The following is a 17162-nucleotide window of genomic DNA, read 5'->3' on the forward strand; positions in this document are numbered from 1 at the left end:
CTCAGTCGAGCGAGACGACGACGGACTTGACCTTGGTGTAACCGGCGAGGGCCTCGGGCCCGTATTCGCGGCCGTAGCCGGAGTCCTTCACACCGCCGAAGGGCACGGCGGGGTCGAGCATCGCCCAGTCGTTGATCCAGACGATCCCGGCCTGGAGCCGGTCGGCGACCCGGTGGGCGCGGGCGAGGTGGCTGGTCTGGACGCCCGAGGCCAGACCATAGGGCGTGGAGTTGGCGAGGGCGACGGCCTCGTCCTCGTCGTCGAAGGGCTGCACGGTGAGGACCGGGCCGAAGATCTCCTCCTGGATCACACGGGAGTCGTTCGCCAGGTCGGCGATGACGGTGGGCTTGTAGTAGTAGCCGCCGTCCAGGTCGAGCCGCTCGCCGCCGCAGACGACGCGGGCGCCCTCCTTGCGGGCCAGGGCGACGTACTCCTCGACCTTCTTCAGGTGCTTCTCGGCCGCCATCGGGCCGATGACCGTGGCCGGGTCGCGCGGGTCGCCGATCGGCACGCCGGGCACGGCCTCGGCGAGGATGCCGAGCAGCGTCGGGTACACCGACCGGGCCACCAGCAGGCGCGGGCCGCCCATGCAGAACTGGCCGGTGTTGAAGACGAAGCCCTTGATGACCGCGCCGACCGCCTTCTCCAGGTCGGCGTCCTCGAAGACGATGTGGGCCGCGTTCCCGCCCAGCTCCATGGTGACGGGCTTGAGCGCCTCGCCGGCGACGCTCGCCACGTGCCGGCCGATCGCGGTGGAGCCGGTGAAGGCGACCTTGTCGACACCTCGGTGGCGCAGCAGTGCCTCGCCGGCGACCGGGCCGCTGCCGGTCACGACGTTGACCACACCGTCCGGTACGCCCGCCTCCTGGAGCAGCCGGGCCATGTACAGGGCGCTGAGCGGGGTCTCGTCGGCGGGCTTGTGGACGACGGTGTTGCCGGCCGCGAGCGCCGGAGCGAGCTTGGAGCCGGCGAGGATCAGCGGGAAGTTGAACGGGGTGATCGCGGCGACCACGCCGAGCGGCTCGCGCCTGGTGTAGGCGAGGGCGTTCATGGGGGTGTCGCGCAGGGCGCCGTCCTGGCTCTGGGCGAGGTTCGCGAAGTACTCGTAGTCGTTGGCCGCGTTCGTCACGTCGACCGCTCCGCACAGCGAGATGGGCTTGCCGACGTCGAGGCTCTCCAGGGCGGCCAGCTCGTCGGCGTTCTCGCGGATCAGCCGGGCGACGCGGTGCAGCACCCGGCCCCGCTCGCGGCCGCTCAGTCCGGACCAGGCGCCGTCGTCGTAGGCCTCGCGGGCGGCGCGTACGGCCGCGTCGACATCGGCGGGGCCCGCCTCCGCGACGGTGGTGACGACCGTGCCCCGGGACGGGTCGACCACCTCGGTGCGCGCCCCGTCGGCGGCCTCGCGCCACTGGCCCCCGATGAACAGCTGTCCGGGTTCCCTCTCGAAGGTGGTCATCGCCGCTCCCCAGCGTCGTCGCCAAGATTTCAACAAACAGGATTCCTGTTGGTTCGCAGTCTCTTTACAGACAGGTTTCCTGTCAATGCTCTAGCCTGCATCCATGCTCGACACACAGGTGACCAAGGCGCCCCCTTCCCTGCTCTACATGGTCAAGCAGGTGGAGCTCGTCGTGCGCTCCCACCTGGACGAGCTGGTCAGACCCTCCGGGATCACCGCTCTTCAGTACACCGCGCTGACCGTCCTGGAGCGACACGACGGACTGTCGGCGGCCCAGCTGGCGCGCGACTCCTTCGTCACCGCGCAGTCCATCGCCGATCTCGTCCGCTCCCTGGAGGGCCGCGGGCTGGTGCGCCGGGAGCGCAATCCCCGCAACCGCCGGGAGCTGCTGATCCTGCTCACCGGCGACGCCAGGGAGCTGCTCGCCCGGCACGCCGGGCCGGTCCGGGAGCTGGAGGAGCGGATGGTGCGCGACCTCACGGCACACCAGACGGAGCAGTTCCGCCAGGCGCTCGTCAAGGCCTGGCACGCCCTGTCGTAGCCCGGAGCGCACGCCCGCGCACTCTCCCGCGCGAACCTCGGCCAACTCGGCCGCAATTCAGAGACATATGTCAATCGAACATGCTCAAATTCACTCGTTGGAGGGTAACTTGCGGGGCGGGGAACGGTGTTGAGGCCGTGACCCCTCCCCCACGCACGGAGCAAGCTGGAGGCGATCTCGTCGTGCGGCAGGAACCTGCACCGCTCACCCGGCATCTGCGCGTCCACCAGGAGCGGGGGCACACCGTGCTGGAGTTCCGCGGCGAGATCGACCTCGCCGCGGCCACGGAGATCGCCCCGCACCTGGACCGGGAGACGAACCGCCCCGCCGCCCGGGTCGTGATCGACCTCAGCCGGATCGAGTTCTTCGACTGCTCGGGCCTGCGGTTGCTGTACCGGGCCAGGAGCCGGGTCCTCGGCCGGGACGGTCAGGTGCTCCTCGTCTGCGCCCACCCTCTGACCCTGCGGGTCCTGCGCATCACCGGCCTGTCCCGGCTGCTGCCGCCGCAGCCGACGCTGGACGCCGCCCTGGAACAGCCGGAGGCCACGTCCGGCTCGGTGTGACGCCCCGAATGCGCCCTTCGTGCTTCCGCCGAAGTCGTCCCGTCCTCAACCGGCCGGTCTGGCAGGGGATGTGGCGGGCATCCGGACAGTAGGAAGGAGGGCCGTCGCATGACGACTCCCGTCAAGCGTCTCCCCAGACGCATGCCCGGCTGGGCCAAGGTGGTGGGCGCGCTCGTCCTGGTGCTCGTCGTGTTCTTCGCCGGGATCCGGCTCAGCGTGATCCCGGGCCTGAAGGACCTGTTCGGCACCGAAACCCACGACCGGTCCGGCCCCGCGCTGCTGAAGTCCATCCAGGACATCAGCCGTTACGACGCCGCCTCCGGCAACTTCCAGGTCGTCGTGGACCTGGAGAAGGACGCCAGGTTCCTGCCCGACGCGATCCGCGGCACCCGCACGCTGTACGTCGGCGCGGGCACCGTGGACGCCTACGTCGACCTGGGCAAGGTCGGCGAGAACGACGTGAAGGTCAACGGCGACCGCACGTCCGCCACGCTCCGGCTGCCCCACGCTCAACTGGGCAAGCCGGCCCTCGACCCCGACCGCTCCTACGCCGTCTCCAAGCAGCGCGGTCTCTTCGACCGCCTCGGCGACCTCTTCTCGGACAACCCCAACGGTGAACAGGCCGTGCAGAAACTCGCGGTACGGCACATCGGCGACGCGGCGAAGGAGAGCGAGCTGACCGCACGCGCCGAGAAGAACGCCACCGGCATGCTCGAAGGTCTGCTGCGTTCCCTCGGCTTCAAGGAGGTGAACGTGTCGTACGGGACCTGAGCACGCGCGGACAGGGCGGAGTGCCCCGGCGGAACGCGGGCAACAGTGGCTGGGAACGACCCCCGGCGGCATCGTCGGCACGCCCGTGGGTAACCGCCCTGTCACCCAGTGAAGTTGAAGAGTGGAGGATCGTATGGCCAGTGCAGCCTCACGTCCCCGTACCGTCGGGTCCGCGAGCGAGCGACGTCCACTCCCGCTGCCCGTCCGGCTGCTGGCGGTGCTGTGTGCCTTCACGTTCATGGTCGCCTTCGCGGTGGTGCTGGCGAAACTGACCCTGCAGCCCTCGCCCGCCTCGGAGGCACTGACCCACACCAATCTGCGGCCGGGCGACTCCCTGAAGGCCTATCTCGACCAGCCGGAACTGCGGGACGCCTTCCGGCAGATCGGCGGGAACATCCTGCTCGGCGTCCCCTTCGGCATCCTCGTGCCCGTCGTCGCGCCCCGCACGCGCGGCATCCTGCGCGTCCTGCTGATGACCGCGATCGTGATGCTGCTGGTGGAGTTCGCCCAGGGCGCCCTGGTCACCGGCCGCGCCTTCGACATCGACGACGTCATCCTGAACACGTCGGGCGCACTGATCGGCTACCTGCTCCTGGGCCGCCGCCTGAGCCGGGCGGTCCACGCGCGCAGGCCCCGGCGCGGCCGGGCGGAGAGGAAGGCGTCGGCCGGGAAGGCGTAAGGACCCCTCAGCGCATGGTCCAGGTGTACTTGTCGCCGCCCACCCAGCGGACCACGTCCGGATCGTCCATGTCGTGGACCGTGATGCCGAACGCGGCCGCGGCCGTCAGTACGTCGGTGGCGCCCTTGGCCTCCCCGACCACCTGGCCGTCGATCTCCACGATCCGGAAAGGCGGTGTGCCCGGCTGCACCCCGAGCACCATGATCCGCGGGTGGGATATGTACGGGCTCGCGCTTTCGGTCATGCATCGAGAGTAGAGCGCAACCGGCGACCGCGCGGGGTTCAGTCCGTCGTGCGGTGAGCCGGGCGCTGGGGAACCCTTGAGGTGGAGGTGGCGATGGATCCCGTCGAGGCACTGGACCGGATCGCCTTCCTGCTGGAGCGGTCCCTGGCACCGACGTACCGGGTGCGCGCCTTCCGTACGGCGGCCCGGGTGCTGAAGGAGCTGGGCGACGACGAGGTGCGCCGGCGGGCGGCGGACGGCTCGCTGGAGTCGCTCAAGGGCGTCGGCCCGAAGACCGCGCAGGTGGTGCGGGAGGCACTGGCCGGGCAGGAGCCCGCCTATCTGCGCACCCTGGAGGGCGAGGCCGCCCAGCGGCCCGCCGTGCGGGGCGGCGAGCGGCTGCGGGAGCTGCTGCGCGGCGACTGCCATCTGCATTCCGACTGGTCGGACGGCGGCAGCCCGATCGAGGAGATGGGCCGGGCCGCGGCGGCGCTGGGCCACGAGTGGGCGGCGCTGACCGACCACTCGCCACGGCTGACGGTGGCCCGGGGCCTCACGGCCGAGCGGCTGCGGGAACAGCTGGACGTGGTCGCGGAGCTGAACGAGACCTGGGCGCCGTTCCGGCTGCTGACCGGCATCGAGTGCGACATCCTCGAGGACGGCTCCCTCGACCAGGAGCCGGAGCTGCTGGACCGGCTGGATGTCGTGGTGGTGTCGGTGCACTCCAAGCTGCGGATGGACGCCCGGCCGATGACCCGGCGGATGGTGGCCGCCGTGCGTGATCCGCACTCCGATGTGCTCGGGCACTGCACGGGGCGGCTGGTGACGGGGCGGGGGCGGCCCGAGTCGGAGTTCGACGCGGACGAGGTGTTCGCGGCGTGCGCCGAGACCGGCACGGCCCTGGAGATCAACAGCAGGCCGGAGCGGCTCGACCCGCCGCGGCGGCTGCTGCGCCGGGCGGTGGCCGCGGGGGTGCTGTTCTCCGTCGACACCGACGCGCACGCGCCGGGGCAACTGGACTGGCAGATCAACGGGTGCGCGCGGGCGGAGGAGTGCGGGGTGCCGCCGGAGCGTGTGGTGACGACGTGGTCCCTTCCGGAGCTGCTGGCCTGGACCCGAGAGCGGCGGGTGCCGTCCGGAGTGGCGGGCGGCTGAGGTGGTACCCGGGCGAGCCGGAGAGGAAGGGCAGCACCTATGGGCAGCGCCGAACGGGCGGCCGTGTTCGACGTCGACGGCACGCTGGTCGACACCAATCACCTGCACGTCGTGGCGTGGTGGGAGGCCTTCCGGCAGGCGGGCCACCAGGTGCCGACCCACGCCGTGCACCGGGCCGTGGGTCTGCCCTCCACCGACCTCGTCGCCCATCTGCTGGGAGACAGCCGCGACAAGGACCGGGACGCGGACATCAGCGCCGCCCACAAGGCGCTGTACGGGCAGTACGTCGACCGGCTGCCCGCGCTGCCGGGCGCCGGGCCGCTGCTGCGACGGCTGCACCGGGAGGGCTGGGCGGTGGTGCTGGCCACCTCGGCGGGCGGCGCCGAACTGAGCGCGCTGCGCCGGGCCCTCGACGCGGACGACGCCATCACCGCCACGGCGAGCGCCGACGACGTCGACGAGGGCAAGCCGGCACCCGAGCCGGTCGAGCACGCGCTGGAACTGGCCGGGGTGCCGGCGGAGCGGGCGGTCTTCGTCGGCGACACCGTGTGGGACATGCTCGCGGGCCGTCGCGCCGGGGTGCGCTGTGTGGGCGTCCTGTGCGGCGGCATCCCGCGGACCGACCTGGAGAAGTCCGGCGCGGACGCGGTCTACGCCGACCCCGCGCACCTGCTGTCCTCCCTCCGCGGGAGTCCACTGGCATGAGGCCGGCCTCCGTGCGGCGCGGGACGCGGGCCGCCTGGGGCGCCCTGCGAGCCGCCTGGACCGGGCCCGGGCGGGAACGCGATCTGGTCGTCCAGTCCCTCAAGGCCGCCGCGGCGGCGGTGCTCGCCTGGGTGGTGGGCGGGGTCTGGATGGGGGACCCGCTGGCGCTGATGGCGCCGTGGGTGGCACTGGTGCTGGTGCAGGCCACCGTCTACAGCTCGCTGGTGCAGGGCGCGCGGCAGTTCGGGGCGATCTGCGTCGGCACCGTGCTGGCCTCGGCCGCACAGGCGCTCACCGGCGACACGACGGGCGCGCTCGCCCTGTCCGTCCCGGTGCTGATGCTGCTCGCGAACTGGTCCCGCTTCGGCGACCAGGGCATCTACGCGGCGACCACCGCCCTGTTCACCCTCACTGCGGGCTCCGTGAGCATGTCAAGCGTCGGGCATCGCGTGGGGCAGGCGGCGCTCGGCGCCGTGATCGGCGTCGCGGTCAACGCGCTCGTCCTGCCGCCGGTCCATCTGCGGGACGTACGGGAGAACCTGGCGGCCCTCGCCCGAGAGGCGGGCGATGTCCTGCGCACCGTCGCCGCCGACCTGCGCGAGGGTGAGTGGGACTCACAGACCGCCGCCGGCTGGCTCGGCGCGTCGTCCCGGCTGGACCACCGCCTGGAGGCGCTGCGCTCGGCACGCCGGTGGAGCCAGGAGAGCCTGCGCCTGACCTACGGCCCGTTGCGGCGCCTGCACCGCGTGCCGCACGGGGGCGCTCTGCCGCCGGTGGACGAGGACGATCGGTTCGCGCGGGTCACCGGGCACGTGGCCGCGCTGACCCGGGCCCTGGCTGTGTCCGTGGACGACAGGCGGACGCCCGCCCCGCCCGAGGGCCCGGCCCTCGACGCGTACGCGCGTCTGCTGGAGCTGATCGGGGAAGCCTGCCACACCGAGGCAGACAGTCTGCTCGACGGCAGTGTGCGGCCCCGTCCGGACGAGGAGACCGAGGAGGCGATGCGGGAGCTGCACCAGGAGCTGCACGAGAAACTGCGCCGGCACGCCGGGGAGGGGGCCGCGCACACGGCGGTCCTGGGCACGCTGCTGCTGCAGGCGGAGAACCTGTGGGCCGAGACCCTGCCGGACGACCGGGGGCGGTGACATCCACGTGAGCCCCGGGTACTCGGTCACCGCTGACGGAAGCACGCGGCCGAGAGGAGCGGAAGGTGAGCAGCAGAACGGGCAAGAGGGTTGTTGTCACAGGCGCCACCGGCAATGTGGGCACCAGCGTGGTGCGCCTCCTCTCCGAGGATCCGGAGGTCGCCTCCGTGCTGGGCCTGGCCCGGCGGATCCCCGAGTGGTCGCCGCCGAAGACGGACTGGTCCGCGGTCGATCTGGCCTTCGCGGAGTCCGACCTCGTGGACCGGTTCACGGACGCCGACGCGGTCGTCCATCTGGCCTGGGCGTTCCAGCCGACGCACGACCCGGCGGCGACCTGGCGCACCAATGTGCTCGGCAGCATGCGGGTGTTCGAGGCGGTGACCGCGGCGGGGGTGCCGGCACTGGTGCACGCCTCGTCGGTCGGCGCGTACTCGCCGGGCCCCAAGGACCGGACGGTGGACGAGTCATGGCCGACGCACGGCTGGCCGGACGCCGCCTATTGTCGGGAGAAGGCCTACCTGGAGCGTGCGCTGGACACGTTCGAGCGCGATCATCCCGAGACACGGGTGGTGCGGATGCGGCCCGCCTTCCTCTTCCAGCGGGAGTCCGCGAGTGAGCAACGCCGTATCTTCGGCGGGCGTTTCCTGCCGGGCCCGTCGGCCCGTCCGGAGCTGCTGCCCCTCCTGCCCGACATCGCGGGGCTGCGGGTGCAGGCACTGCACACGGACGACGCGGCACACGCGTACCGGCTGGCGGTGCACTCCGACGCCCGGGGCGCGTTCAACCTGGCCGCCGAGCCGACGGTGGACGCGGACCTCCTGGGCAGGATGTTCGGCGCCCGTCCGGTGCGACTGCCGCGCACGGCGGCACGTTCGGCGATCGCAGCCGCCTGGGGCCTGCGCCTGCTGCCCGCCTCACCGCACCTGTTCGACGCGGTGCTGCGGCTGCCCCTGATGGACTGCTCACGCGCGCGTACGGAACTCGGCTGGCGGCCGGAACACACCGCGCCGGAGGTGCTGGAGCAGTTCCTGCAGGGGCTCCAGCAGGGTGCGGGCGCGCGGACGGAACCGATGCGGGGACACAAGGTGGGCTGACCGCAGGACTCGCCGCGCCCGAACCCGCACCCACACCCACACCCACACAACCGATGGCCGCAGCCGGCCCCCACGGTCGGCTGCGGCCATCGGAGTTCAGGGGCACTCAGTCGGCGGGCTCGTCCGGCACCGGATGCTCGGGGTGCACCGTTCCCTGCCGGGGCGGCTCCCCCTGCCGGCCCGTCCCCGCCTCGTCCGTTTCGGGGACGTCGTCGGCGGGCTCGCCGGTGTGGTCCTTCTCGTCCCTCTCGGCCTCGCTGGTACCCGTGAAGCGCGAGGCGGCCTCCCATGGGTCCTCGCCGGTGGCGGCCTGCTGGTCCGGCATGTCCCGCGGGACCGGCTGACCGTTCTCGCCGGGTCCTTCGAGGCGGTGGTCGGTCACAACGTCCTCCCTTCGTGGTCCGGGCGCCACGCGAGTACCTCCGGCGTGACCTGCGAAACCTCAGCGTGGCGCCCGCTCCTCGAGTACCGCGTGCCAGGCGGGGAGCGGACGCTCCGGTGCGGGACCGGGACGCCGTCCGCCGCGTGCGAAGAAGTCGGCGAGCGGCAGGATCGCGGCGCCGACCGTGACCGCGTCGGGCCCGAGCCGGCCCAGTTCGACGGTCACCTTCCCGGCCGGGTGGCGCAGCGCGTAGGACAGGGCGTGACGGCGTACGGCGGGCAGGAAGCGGGCGCCGAGGGCTAGGCCCGCCCAGCCGCCGATGAGGATGCGCTCGGGCTGGAAGAGGTTGATCAGGCCGGCCAGACCGGCGCCCAGGTACTCGGCGGTCTCCTCCAGGACGGCCAGCGCGACCGGGTCGGCCTCGCCGTCCCCGGCCGGGTACGCCGCGGCGAGCATCGCGGTGAGCGCGGACTCCTCGTCGGTGCCGTCCTGGCCCCGGCCGCCCTCCTCCCGCCAGCGGGCGAGCAGCGACTCGGCGCCCGCGTAGGCCTCCAGGCAGCCGAGCGCCCCGCAGCGGCAGCGGCGGCCCCGGACCCGGACGGTCAGGTGCCCCCATTCGACGGCCCGGCCCTGCTCCGCCTCGGGAGTGACGAGGCTCGCGCCGACGCCGGAGCCGAAGAGGACCACCACGGCGTTGTGCGCGCCGCGTCCGGCGCCGAACCACATCTCGGCCTGGCCCAGCGTCCTGGCGCCGTTGTCGATGAAGTAGGGGACGGTGTCCGGCAGCGGGGTTCCGGTGCGGAGCAGGGCCTCCAGCGGGACGGCGTCCCAGCCGATGGTCTGCCCGTGCACGAGCGCGCCCCGGTCGGGCGTGCGCTCGACGATGCCGGGGACGCCGATGCCGACGCCGAGGAGCCGCTCGGGCGCGAGGCCGGCGGTGTCGAGCACCTCGGCGATGCCCCGGCGGATGTGGTCGACGACGACCTCGACCTCGTACCCCTGGACGGCGAGCGGGCGCTCGACGCGGGCCAGCTCGGTCAGGGTGAGGTCGAACAGTTCGACACGCACCCGCGTCTCACCGACGTCGACGCCGATCATGTGGCCGCTGCCGGGCGCGACGCGCAGCAGGGTGCGGGGGCGGCCGCCGTCGGAGTCGATGCTGCCGGCCTCCTCCACCAGCCCGTCGGCGAGCAGGTCGGCGACGACGTTGCTGACGGAGCCGGAGCTCAGTCCGGTCGCCGGGCCGAGTGCGAAGCGGCTGAGCGGTCCGTCGAAGTAGAGCCGTTGGAGGACGACCGTGCGGTTGGCCCGCCTGAGATCGCGCACCGTGCGCCCGTTCCGCCCCGCCATGTGGCTCCTTCCGCCCCTCTTCCGACCTGCAACATACCGCCGGGGCAGGCTCGGCGTGACATTCCTCCACCCCTTATTTCACGCTGTGAGATTTCCTGCCGAGGAGTTCCTCGATCTCGTCCAGGGCAGCGACGAGTTCCGGGGCGACGGCCTCCTGCACCCAGCGCTCCTGGTCCTCGCCGGCCTCGCGCGGAATCGTCTCGGTGAGCATGATCAGGTACAGGTAGGCGCGGTACAGGGCGAGGCGTAGGAGGGCCGGGGCGTCGAAGTCGGCCCGGGCGCCGGACTCCCGGTAGCCCGACAGGAACGCCTCGTCCTCCTTGATGTCCCCCAGCAGCGCGAGGGAGACGAATTCGGCCAGGGGGTCGCCCCAGAACATGCGCTCCCCGTCGATGAGGCCGCCGACGCGGGCTTCTCCGTCGGAGCGGTCGACGAGGATGTTGCCCCGCCACAGGTCGAAGTGGACCAGGCACGGGACGGTGACCTCGTCTAGGGCGCCGCACGCGGAGCGGGCGGTACGGGCCACGGCGTCGACCGGGCGCGGCAGCCGGGCCCCGTAGCGCCGGGCGTCGTCGAGGACGGCGTCGAGCATCGTCGTGAACGCGGTCCGCCAGTCGGGCGCGAGCGGTCCGAGGGCGCCGGAGGGGTAGCCGAAGCCGGGGCCCGTCACGCGGTGCAGGCGGGCCGTCTGGCGTCCCAGCTCGGTACGCAGGGCGGTCTGTTCCGCGGCCGTGAGGGAGTCGTCCCAGGGGTCGCCCGGGCAGGCGGTCATCAGCAGGAAGTCGTCCCCCATGGCCACCAGCCGCGGCGCGTGGACCCCGGCGCGGGCGGCCGAGCGGTAGAACTCGGCCTCCGACACGAGCAGTCGGCGCTCGTGCCGGAGGCCGGGGACGGCGGCGGCGGGCGGGATCTTCAGCACATGGCGGGTGCCGTCGGTGAGGCGGAGTTCCTCGACGGTGTTGTACGTGCCGCCGGTCAGCGGGCGGAGGTGGGCGAGGCGGCCGGGGTCCAGGCCCGCCGCCTCCAGGACGCGCCGGGCCCGTTCCCAGGAGTCCACCACCGTGCGCCCACCCCTCCCCCACCGCTTCGGTCAGCCGGCCGCGTACACGTCCTCGACGTAACGCCCGTCCGCGACCAGCCCGTCGAGCCACTGCTCGGCGGCCGTCTCGTCGGCGCCGTCGACGGCCTGCGTGTGCTTCCGGTACAGGGTACGGAACGCCTCCCGCACCCCGGGCGCCATCCGCGAACCGTCGCCGCACACGTACACCCGCGCTCCGGCGTCCAGCAGGGCCCAGACCTCCTCGGCCTCGGCGGCGATGCGGTGCTGCACGAACCGCACCTCGCCCTCGGGGGTCTCGCTGAAGGCGGGGCGCAGCGAGACGGCACCTGCGGTGTCGGCGGCGCCCAGTTCGTCGGCGTGCATGAAGTCGGCGTCGGGCGCATCGCAGCCGAAGTAGCAGACGGCCGGGGCCAGTTCGGCGCCCGCCGCGAGGGCGGCCGTGCGGTCGGCGATGGCGCCGCGGAACGGGGCGAGGCCGGTGCCGGCCGCGACCATGACGACGGGTGCGGATCCGCCGGTGGCGTCGATGCGGAAGGCCTCCCGGCACGGCTGCACGCGCGCGTAGATCGTGTCGCCCGGCTCGACCGCGTTGAGGTGGCCGGATCCGGTGCCCCGGTAGACGCCCTTGCCGGAGCGTGCGGGTGCCTGCAGCAGCGACACCATCAGGTCCACGTGGCCGGGGTCGACGGCGGGCGAGGAGGAGATGGAGTAGTGCCGGGGGCGCAGCGGGGTGAGGAGGTCGAGGAGCTGCGGCCAGTCCAGGGCGCCCCGCAGGGCCGGGTGGTCCTCGATGATCTCCACGAGGGTGCGCGGGTCGTCGGTGAGGGCGGCCAGGGCGATGCGCTCCGGCGGGCACGGGTTGGCGGCGGCGAGCGCGGCCAGTTGCCCGGCGCTCGGGCGCTCCTGCAGCTCCACATGGTGGGTGAGGAGCTGCCGTACCGTCACGGGCCGGTCGACGGCGATGCCGTCGCGGCGGGGGCGGGTGGCGCGGATGTCCAGGACGGTGTCGAGGTCGAGGCCGAGCGCGGTGGCGGTGCGGGTGACGAGGTCCGGGTCGTTGGCGGGCAGCACGGTGAGGTGGTCGGCCGTGCGGTAGGTGACGCCGTCCGGGAGGGCGACGCGCAGGAACCGCTTGCGGCGCGCGTAGCCGGGCGCGGTGAGGTCATGGGCCTCGGTGACCCGCATCGGGACGAGTTCGTGCCGTTCGGCGAGGGCGTCCAGCGGGCCGCCGGTCAGGGTGCGGACCTCGTAGGCGGCCGTGGGCTCGGGCTCCGGGGTCGTGGCGTCGGGGTCGCCGTACTGCCGCAGGAGGGCGGTGCGCAGGGCCGCCGTGAACTCCCGGACGGTGCCGGTGAGGTCGCCGGAGGCGTCGGCTGCGGCGCGGTCGAGGAGCCGGGTGGCGCCGGACTCCGCGAGCCGCTCGTCGATCCGGGTGGGGACGTGCTGGTAGGTGGCGGCCCAGTTGCGGTCACCGACGCCGAGGACCGCGTACGTCACGCCGGACAGGTCGTGGTCCTCTTCGAGGCGGGCGGCGAAGGCGGTGGCGTCGTCGGTGGGGCGGCCGTTGTAGGAGGCGGCCGCGATGACGACGGGACGGTCGGTGGGCAGACCGCCGGCGTAGGCGTCCAGGGCTGCCACCTGGGTCTCGCAGCCGACGGCGGCGGCCTCGTCGGCGAGCTGGGCGGCGAAGTCGCGGCAGGTGCCGTAGTTGCTGCCGTGCAGGAAGAGGGCGGCGGTGCCGGGGCGGACGCGCGCGGGCAGGTCCTGCGGCTCGGCCGAGCCGGTGTCCTGGAGCGGGGCGGCGCCGGGCAGCGGCGTGTGGACCCGGTCGGCGGAGGTGCGCGGGGTCAGCGCGAGGGTGAAGCCCTCGGGCTTGAGGGTGAGGGTCTCCTTGATGTCGAGCCGGTAGTCGGCGTGGTCGCCCAGCCGGTAGCGGTGCACGAGCATGGCCAGCAGCATGGTCGCCTCGTGCAGCGCGAACTGGCGGCCGATGCAGGCGCGCTCACCGGTGCCGAACGGCTTGAAGGCGTGCACCGGGCGCTCCGCCTCCGCCTCGGCGGTGAAGCGGGAGGGGTCGAACAGCTCGGGGTTGTCGCCCCAGACGGGCTGCCGGTGCAGCATCGGGGTGAGCACCAGGGCGGAGTCCCCGGCGCGCATCGGGATGCGGCCGCCGAGCAGCGTGTCCTCGCGGGCCTGCCGGGCGAACACGGCGGCCGTGGGCCAGAGCCGGAGCGCCTCGTTGAGTACCTGGCGGGTGTAGGTCAGCCGGCCGACCTCGTCGTACGTCGGCTCGACGTCCGCCGCGTCGCCCCACATCTCGTCGACCTCGCGCTGCACCAGCTGGAGCGCGGTCGGGTGCTTGGCGAGGTAGTACAGCGCGAAGGACATGGCGCCGGAGGTGGTCTCGTGGCCCGCGATGAGGAAGGTGATGACCTGGTTGCGGATGTTGGCCGTGTCGAGCGTGGTGCCGTCGGCCGGGTGCTCGGCGGTGAGCATCAGGCCGAGGAGGTCGTCGGCCTGGCTCTGGTCGGTGCCGGTGCGGGCGGCGATGACCTCGTCGACGACCTGGGCGAGGTAGGCGGAGTCGTCGCGGAAGGCCGCGTCCTCGGCCGAGTAGTCGCGGCCCGGGACGCGGGCGAGGCGTTTCATGCTCCACTCCAGGCAGCGGACCATCGACTCGACGAAGGGGTGCGGCTCGGCCCGCTCGAAGGAGCCGAAGTCGTAGCCGAAGCCGGCGAGACCGATGGTGTCGAGCGTCATGCGGGTCATGTCGCCGGGCACGTCGACGGGCTTCCCGGCACCGGCGTCGCGGTCCCAGGACGCGACGAGCCGCTGGGCCACCCGCAGCATCACGGGGTGGTACGTCCGCATCGAGCCCAGCGCGAAGGCGGGCATGAGGATGTCGTGCGCCTTGGCCCAGTTGGGCTCGTCGTTGTAGGCGGTGAAGAGGCCGTCGGCGGCGAACTCGCGGACGTTCTCCAGGCCGGGCCCGATGTGCTTGGCGAACCGCTGCTCGTCCGCGAGGTCGGCGACCAGGTCCAGGTCGCCCACGAACAGGGTGTCCCGCCCGTACAGCCGCCGGACGAACGCGGGACCGTGCTCGCGCATCAGGTCCATGGCCTGCTGGATGGGCGCGGGGCCGGGTCCGGTGGCGGTGATGTCGGCGACGGGGATGTCGTCGCGGGTGTCTGCGGGGCGGGAGGTCTGTCCGGTGGGGGGCATGACGCGGCAACTGCCTTTCGCGGTACGGAAGTACTGCGATCCAGCGTGATCCACGGGGCCCGGCGGGCGGTGCCGCACCCCTACATGATTGTGTAGTGCAAGGAGATGCGTCGCTCTTGCGCGGGAGCGACCCGGCGTGGCAGGAGACGCTCGTGGACCTGGCCCGGCAGGAGGCCGTGACCTGGCGCAACCGTGCCCTGCTCCTCTTCGACCGGGTCGCGATGCCGGTCGCGGTGTGCGACGTGTACGGGGCGGTGCTGCTCGCGAACCCGGCGATGGCCACGGAGTGCGGTACGACGCCGGGGCGGCTGCGCGGCCGTGACGTGCTGGAGCTGTTCAGCCCGCGGGAGGCGACACAGGTGGAGCGGATCGCCGAGGCGCTGCGGCTGCGGCACCGCTCGCGGTACCAGGTGTCGGTGCGCTGGCGGGCGCCCGGCGGGGCGGAGCGGTACGGGGAGCTGACGGCGGACCCGGTGAGCGACACGGTGGAGGACACACCCGCCCTGCTGGTGATGCTGCGGGTGGACGGCGAGCACGAGGCCCGCGGCGTCCCGCCCGCCGAACGGGTCACCCCGGCGGAGGCCCGCATCCTGGCCCTGCTGGCAGCGGGCGCCACCACGGCCCGGGCCGCCCGCGAGACCGGCCTCACCACCGACGGCGTGACGTACCACCTCCGCCGTCTGTCCTCCCGCTGGCACGCCGCCAACCGCACGGAACTGGTGGCCCGCGCCTACGCCCTGGGGGTACTGACCCCAGGGGTGTGGCCGCCGGAGGTCTCGTCGGCGGAGCCGGAGTGAGGCGGCCTTCCGGAAATCCACTCGCCTCGTCCGCCGCGGCTGTCTAACCTGACCGGGCCTCGCAAACCTAGGACCCCTAGGTTTGGCCGAAGAGAACCAGGAGCCCTCCCATGAAGCCGCTCACCGAGCAGGACATCCGCACCTCGTTCATCAACTGCTCGAAGGGAGAGGCCAAGCGCCTGGCCGTCCCCCGGGATCTCGGGGAACGCCCCTGGGACGATCTCGACTTCCTCGGATGGCGGGATCCGGGAGCGCCCGATCGGAGCTGTCTCGTGACCGAGCGGGACGGCCGGCTCGTCGGGGTGACGATGCGGTTCCAGCCGGCGCAGCGGGGGTCCCTGCAGCGCAGCATGTGTTCGCTGTGCCTGACGACGCACCCGCGGGGCGGGGTCTCGCTGATGACCGCACGGAAGGCCGGGGCGGCCGGGCGTGAGGGGAACTCCGTCGGTGTGTACATGTGCACCGATCTCGCCTGTTCCCTCTACGTACGCGGGAAGAAGGTGCCGGAGAGCGGCTCCCGCCTCGAGGAGAGCCTCACCCTGGCGGAGCAGATAGACCGGACCACGGAGGGGCTGGCCGCCTTTCTCGACAAGGTGGACGCCTGAGCGTCCACGGTCGCCCCTGTTTTCCCGCGGCGCTAACGTCCTTCATGGATGCGTTCGATGCGCCAGGCGAAGGGGAACGGCCCGAGGATGCGAGAGGTACGTGAGTGGACGGCGCACGCGACTCGGATCATGCACAAGCGCCGGGATCCCGTGGTCGTCCAGACGTTCCGGTCCGCGACCGCGGCGACGATCGCGTACGTCATCGCGCTCCGGCTGAGCCCCGAGCCGACGGCCGCACCTCTCACCGCTCCCCTGACCGCGCTGCTGGTCGTCCAGGTGACGCTGTACGCCACGCTCACCAACGGCTTCCGCCGGGTGAACGCCGTGGTCACGGGAGTCCTCGTCGCCATCGCTTTCAGCCTGCTGGTGGGCCTGACCTGGTGGAGCCTGGCGATGCTCCTCGTGGCCGCGCTGGTCGTGGGGCGGCTGGTCCGGGTGGAGGAGTACGTCCCCGAGGTGGCGATCAGCGCGATGCTGGTCCTCGGGGTCACCACCGTCGGGAACACCGCCTGGGCCCGGGTGGTGGAGACGCTGATCGGCGCGAGCGTCGGGCTCGCCTGCAATCTGCTGCTGGCTCCGCCGGTGTGGGTGGAGGAGGCGGGCGAGTCGATCGAGGGGCTGGCACGCCGGCTGCGGCAGCTGATGCTGCGCATGGGCGAGGAGGCCGCCGGCGGTACGCCCGTGGACCGCGCGGCGGAGCAGCTGCACGAGGCGCGGCGCCTGGACCACGACATCGTCGAGGTGGACGCGGCCCTCAGACAGGCCGAGGACAGTCTGCGGCTCAACCCGCGTGTGCAGGACAGCGTGCTGCACCGGGTGGTGATGCGCACCGGCCTGGACACGCTGGAGATCTGCACGGTCGTCCTGCGCGTGCTCGCGCGCTCCCTCACCGACCTGGCGAAGGAGCGCGAACCCAAGCCGCTGTTCGAGGCCGAGACGGGGGCCGCCCTGGAGCAGTTGCTGTCCGAGATCGCCGACGCCGTGGTGAGCTTCGCGGTGCTGGTCACCACCCACCTCAGCACGAGTGCCGAGTCGGCCGAGGAACGTCTCGCCGCGGAACTGCACACCGCGGCGGGCACCCGCGACAAGCTGGGCCTGCTGCTGCGCGAGGAGGCCGAGCGCGATCCCGGGCACTGGCAGCTTCCGGGCGCCGTCCTGACGGAGGTCAACCGCATCCTCGACGAACTCGACACCGAGCACCGCACCCGGCGCCTGTTCGAGGAACTCGACCGTGTGTCGCGCGAGCAGCGCGCACGGATGCCCCGGCTGACGCGCCTGCGCGAACGGCTGGGCGTCACGGAAGAGCTGTGGCGGAACCGCGCCGGGTTCGACGGGCGTTCCCGCTGACCCGCTGACAGTCGGCACCAACCGTTGCGTATCGCGCAACGCGCGGTGCCGTTGTTGCACCCGGTGG

General features: G+C 72.9%; 17 protein-coding genes. 11 read left to right on the forward strand and 6 right to left on the reverse strand.

Going from position 1 to position 17162, the window contains the following annotated elements:
• Nucleotide 1 precedes the first annotated feature (1 nt).
• A complete protein-coding gene (locus ACZ6I3_RS12955; RefSeq protein WP_469414196.1) occupies nt 2-1456 on the reverse strand; it encodes an aldehyde dehydrogenase family protein in 1455 nt (484 codons plus the stop codon).
• 103 nt (nt 1457-1559) lie between these two features.
• Here ACZ6I3_RS12955 and ACZ6I3_RS12960 point away from each other — a divergent pair, with 103 nt between their 5' ends.
• The 4 genes from ACZ6I3_RS12960 to ACZ6I3_RS12975 all read left to right on the forward strand — a co-directional run bounded on the left by ACZ6I3_RS12960 (nt 1560) and on the right by ACZ6I3_RS12975 (nt 4010).
• The gene (locus tag ACZ6I3_RS12960; protein ID WP_469414198.1) at nt 1560-1997 is read left to right on the forward strand and encodes a MarR family winged helix-turn-helix transcriptional regulator; all 438 of its coding nucleotides are present in this window, start codon (nt 1560-1562) and stop codon (nt 1995-1997) included.
• Nucleotides 1998-2179: 182 nt separating this feature from the next.
• Entirely contained in the window at nt 2180-2560 is a 381-nt protein-coding gene (locus tag ACZ6I3_RS12965; protein WP_469414199.1) for an anti-sigma factor antagonist, read from the forward strand.
• A 108-nt stretch (nt 2561-2668) separates the two neighbouring features.
• The gene (locus ACZ6I3_RS12970; RefSeq protein WP_469414201.1) at nt 2669-3331 is read left to right on the forward strand and encodes a DUF4230 domain-containing protein; all 663 of its coding nucleotides are present in this window, start codon (nt 2669-2671) and stop codon (nt 3329-3331) included.
• Between the two features lie 133 nt (nt 3332-3464).
• Nucleotides 3465-4010 (forward strand): VanZ family protein, encoded by a 546-nt coding sequence (locus ACZ6I3_RS12975; RefSeq protein ID WP_469414203.1) that lies wholly within the window; start codon nt 3465-3467, stop codon nt 4008-4010.
• A gap of 7 nt (nt 4011-4017) precedes the next feature.
• Here the strand turns inward: ACZ6I3_RS12975 and ACZ6I3_RS12980 are convergent, their stop codons facing one another.
• Entirely contained in the window at nt 4018-4254 is a 237-nt protein-coding gene (locus ACZ6I3_RS12980) for a hypothetical protein (RefSeq protein ID WP_469414205.1), read from the reverse strand.
• Nucleotides 4255-4347: 93 nt separating this feature from the next.
• Between ACZ6I3_RS12980 and ACZ6I3_RS12985 the strand changes: the two genes are divergently transcribed.
• The 4 genes from ACZ6I3_RS12985 (at nt 4348) to ACZ6I3_RS13000 (ending at nt 8332) form a co-directional block, all read left to right on the forward strand.
• Nucleotides 4348-5388, forward strand: a complete 1041-nt coding sequence (locus ACZ6I3_RS12985) for a PHP domain-containing protein (RefSeq protein ID WP_469414206.1) — start codon at nt 4348-4350, stop codon at nt 5386-5388.
• 39 nt (nt 5389-5427) lie between these two features.
• Nucleotides 5428-6093 carry an HAD family hydrolase gene (locus ACZ6I3_RS12990; RefSeq protein WP_469414207.1) on the forward strand — a complete coding sequence of 222 codons (666 nt, stop codon included), beginning with the start codon at nt 5428-5430 and terminating at the stop codon, nt 6091-6093.
• Nucleotides 6090-7238: an FUSC family protein gene (locus tag ACZ6I3_RS12995; protein ID WP_469414209.1), complete on the forward strand. Its 1149-nt coding sequence runs from the start codon at nt 6090-6092 to the stop codon at nt 7236-7238. The genes ACZ6I3_RS12990 and ACZ6I3_RS12995 overlap by 4 nt, the downstream gene beginning before the upstream one ends.
• A gap of 65 nt (nt 7239-7303) precedes the next feature.
• On the forward strand, nt 7304-8332 hold the full coding sequence (locus tag ACZ6I3_RS13000) for an SDR family oxidoreductase (RefSeq protein ID WP_469414211.1): 1029 nt from the start codon (nt 7304-7306) through the stop codon (nt 8330-8332).
• A gap of 106 nt (nt 8333-8438) precedes the next feature.
• Here ACZ6I3_RS13000 and ACZ6I3_RS13005 read toward each other — a convergent pair whose 3' ends face one another.
• The 4 genes from ACZ6I3_RS13005 to ACZ6I3_RS13020 all read right to left on the reverse strand — a co-directional run bounded on the left by ACZ6I3_RS13005 (nt 8439) and on the right by ACZ6I3_RS13020 (nt 14346).
• Complete coding sequence (locus ACZ6I3_RS13005) at nt 8439-8714, reverse strand: hypothetical protein (protein WP_469414213.1); 276 nt, start codon at nt 8712-8714, stop codon at nt 8439-8441.
• Nucleotides 8715-8774: 60 nt separating this feature from the next.
• Nucleotides 8775-10064, reverse strand: a complete 1290-nt coding sequence (locus ACZ6I3_RS13010; RefSeq protein WP_469414215.1) for an ROK family protein — start codon at nt 10062-10064, stop codon at nt 8775-8777.
• Between the two features lie 73 nt (nt 10065-10137).
• Entirely contained in the window at nt 10138-11124 is a 987-nt protein-coding gene (locus ACZ6I3_RS13015) for a phosphotransferase family protein (protein ID WP_469414217.1), read from the reverse strand.
• 30 nt (nt 11125-11154) lie between these two features.
• On the reverse strand, nt 11155-14346 hold the full coding sequence (locus tag ACZ6I3_RS13020) for a cytochrome P450 (protein ID WP_469414219.1): 3192 nt from the start codon (nt 14344-14346) through the stop codon (nt 11155-11157).
• A gap of 221 nt (nt 14347-14567) precedes the next feature.
• On the opposite strand from ACZ6I3_RS13020, the gene ACZ6I3_RS13025 reads away from it, so the two are divergent.
• From ACZ6I3_RS13025 to ACZ6I3_RS13035, 3 genes are all read left to right on the forward strand, one after another.
• A complete protein-coding gene (locus tag ACZ6I3_RS13025; RefSeq protein WP_469414555.1) occupies nt 14568-15143 on the forward strand; it encodes a PAS domain S-box protein in 576 nt (191 codons plus the stop codon).
• Nucleotides 15144-15253: 110 nt separating this feature from the next.
• On the forward strand, nt 15254-15748 hold the full coding sequence (locus ACZ6I3_RS13030) for an FBP domain-containing protein (protein ID WP_469414221.1): 495 nt from the start codon (nt 15254-15256) through the stop codon (nt 15746-15748).
• Between the two features lie 87 nt (nt 15749-15835).
• Nucleotides 15836-17095, forward strand: coding sequence for an FUSC family protein (locus ACZ6I3_RS13035; protein ID WP_469414223.1), 1260 nt, complete (start codon nt 15836-15838; stop codon nt 17093-17095).
• Nucleotides 17096-17162 lie beyond the last annotated feature (67 nt).

The organism is Streptomyces sp. NPDC041940 (genome assembly GCF_055589465.1).

Bases quoted from the DNA above. Each gene is read 5' to 3' on its own strand.
- ACZ6I3_RS12985 (WP_469414206.1), top strand. From the start codon at position 4,348: ATGGATCCCGTCGAGGCACTGGACCGGATCGCCTTCCTGCTGGAGCGG.
- ACZ6I3_RS12995 (WP_469414209.1), top strand. From the start codon at position 6,090: ATGAGGCCGGCCTCCGTGCGGCGCGGGACGCGGGCCGCCTGGGGCGCC.
- ACZ6I3_RS13035 (WP_469414223.1), top strand. From the start codon at position 15,836: ATGCGAGAGGTACGTGAGTGGACGGCGCACGCGACTCGGATCATGCAC.
- ACZ6I3_RS13025 (WP_469414555.1), top strand. From the start codon at position 14,568: ATGCCGGTCGCGGTGTGCGACGTGTACGGGGCGGTGCTGCTCGCGAAC.
- ACZ6I3_RS12970 (WP_469414201.1), top strand. From the start codon at position 2,669: ATGACGACTCCCGTCAAGCGTCTCCCCAGACGCATGCCCGGCTGGGCC.
- ACZ6I3_RS12990 (WP_469414207.1), top strand. From the start codon at position 5,428: ATGGGCAGCGCCGAACGGGCGGCCGTGTTCGACGTCGACGGCACGCTG.
- ACZ6I3_RS13010 (WP_469414215.1), bottom strand. From the start codon at position 10,064: ATGGCGGGGCGGAACGGGCGCACGGTGCGCGATCTCAGGCGGGCCAAC.
- ACZ6I3_RS12955 (WP_469414196.1), bottom strand. From the start codon at position 1,456: ATGACCACCTTCGAGAGGGAACCCGGACAGCTGTTCATCGGGGGCCAG.
- ACZ6I3_RS12975 (WP_469414203.1), top strand. From the start codon at position 3,465: ATGGCCAGTGCAGCCTCACGTCCCCGTACCGTCGGGTCCGCGAGCGAG.
- ACZ6I3_RS13030 (WP_469414221.1), top strand. From the start codon at position 15,254: ATGAAGCCGCTCACCGAGCAGGACATCCGCACCTCGTTCATCAACTGC.
- ACZ6I3_RS12960 (WP_469414198.1), top strand. From the start codon at position 1,560: ATGCTCGACACACAGGTGACCAAGGCGCCCCCTTCCCTGCTCTACATG.
- ACZ6I3_RS13020 (WP_469414219.1), bottom strand. From the start codon at position 14,346: ATGCCCCCCACCGGACAGACCTCCCGCCCCGCAGACACCCGCGACGAC.
- ACZ6I3_RS12980 (WP_469414205.1), bottom strand. From the start codon at position 4,254: ATGACCGAAAGCGCGAGCCCGTACATATCCCACCCGCGGATCATGGTG.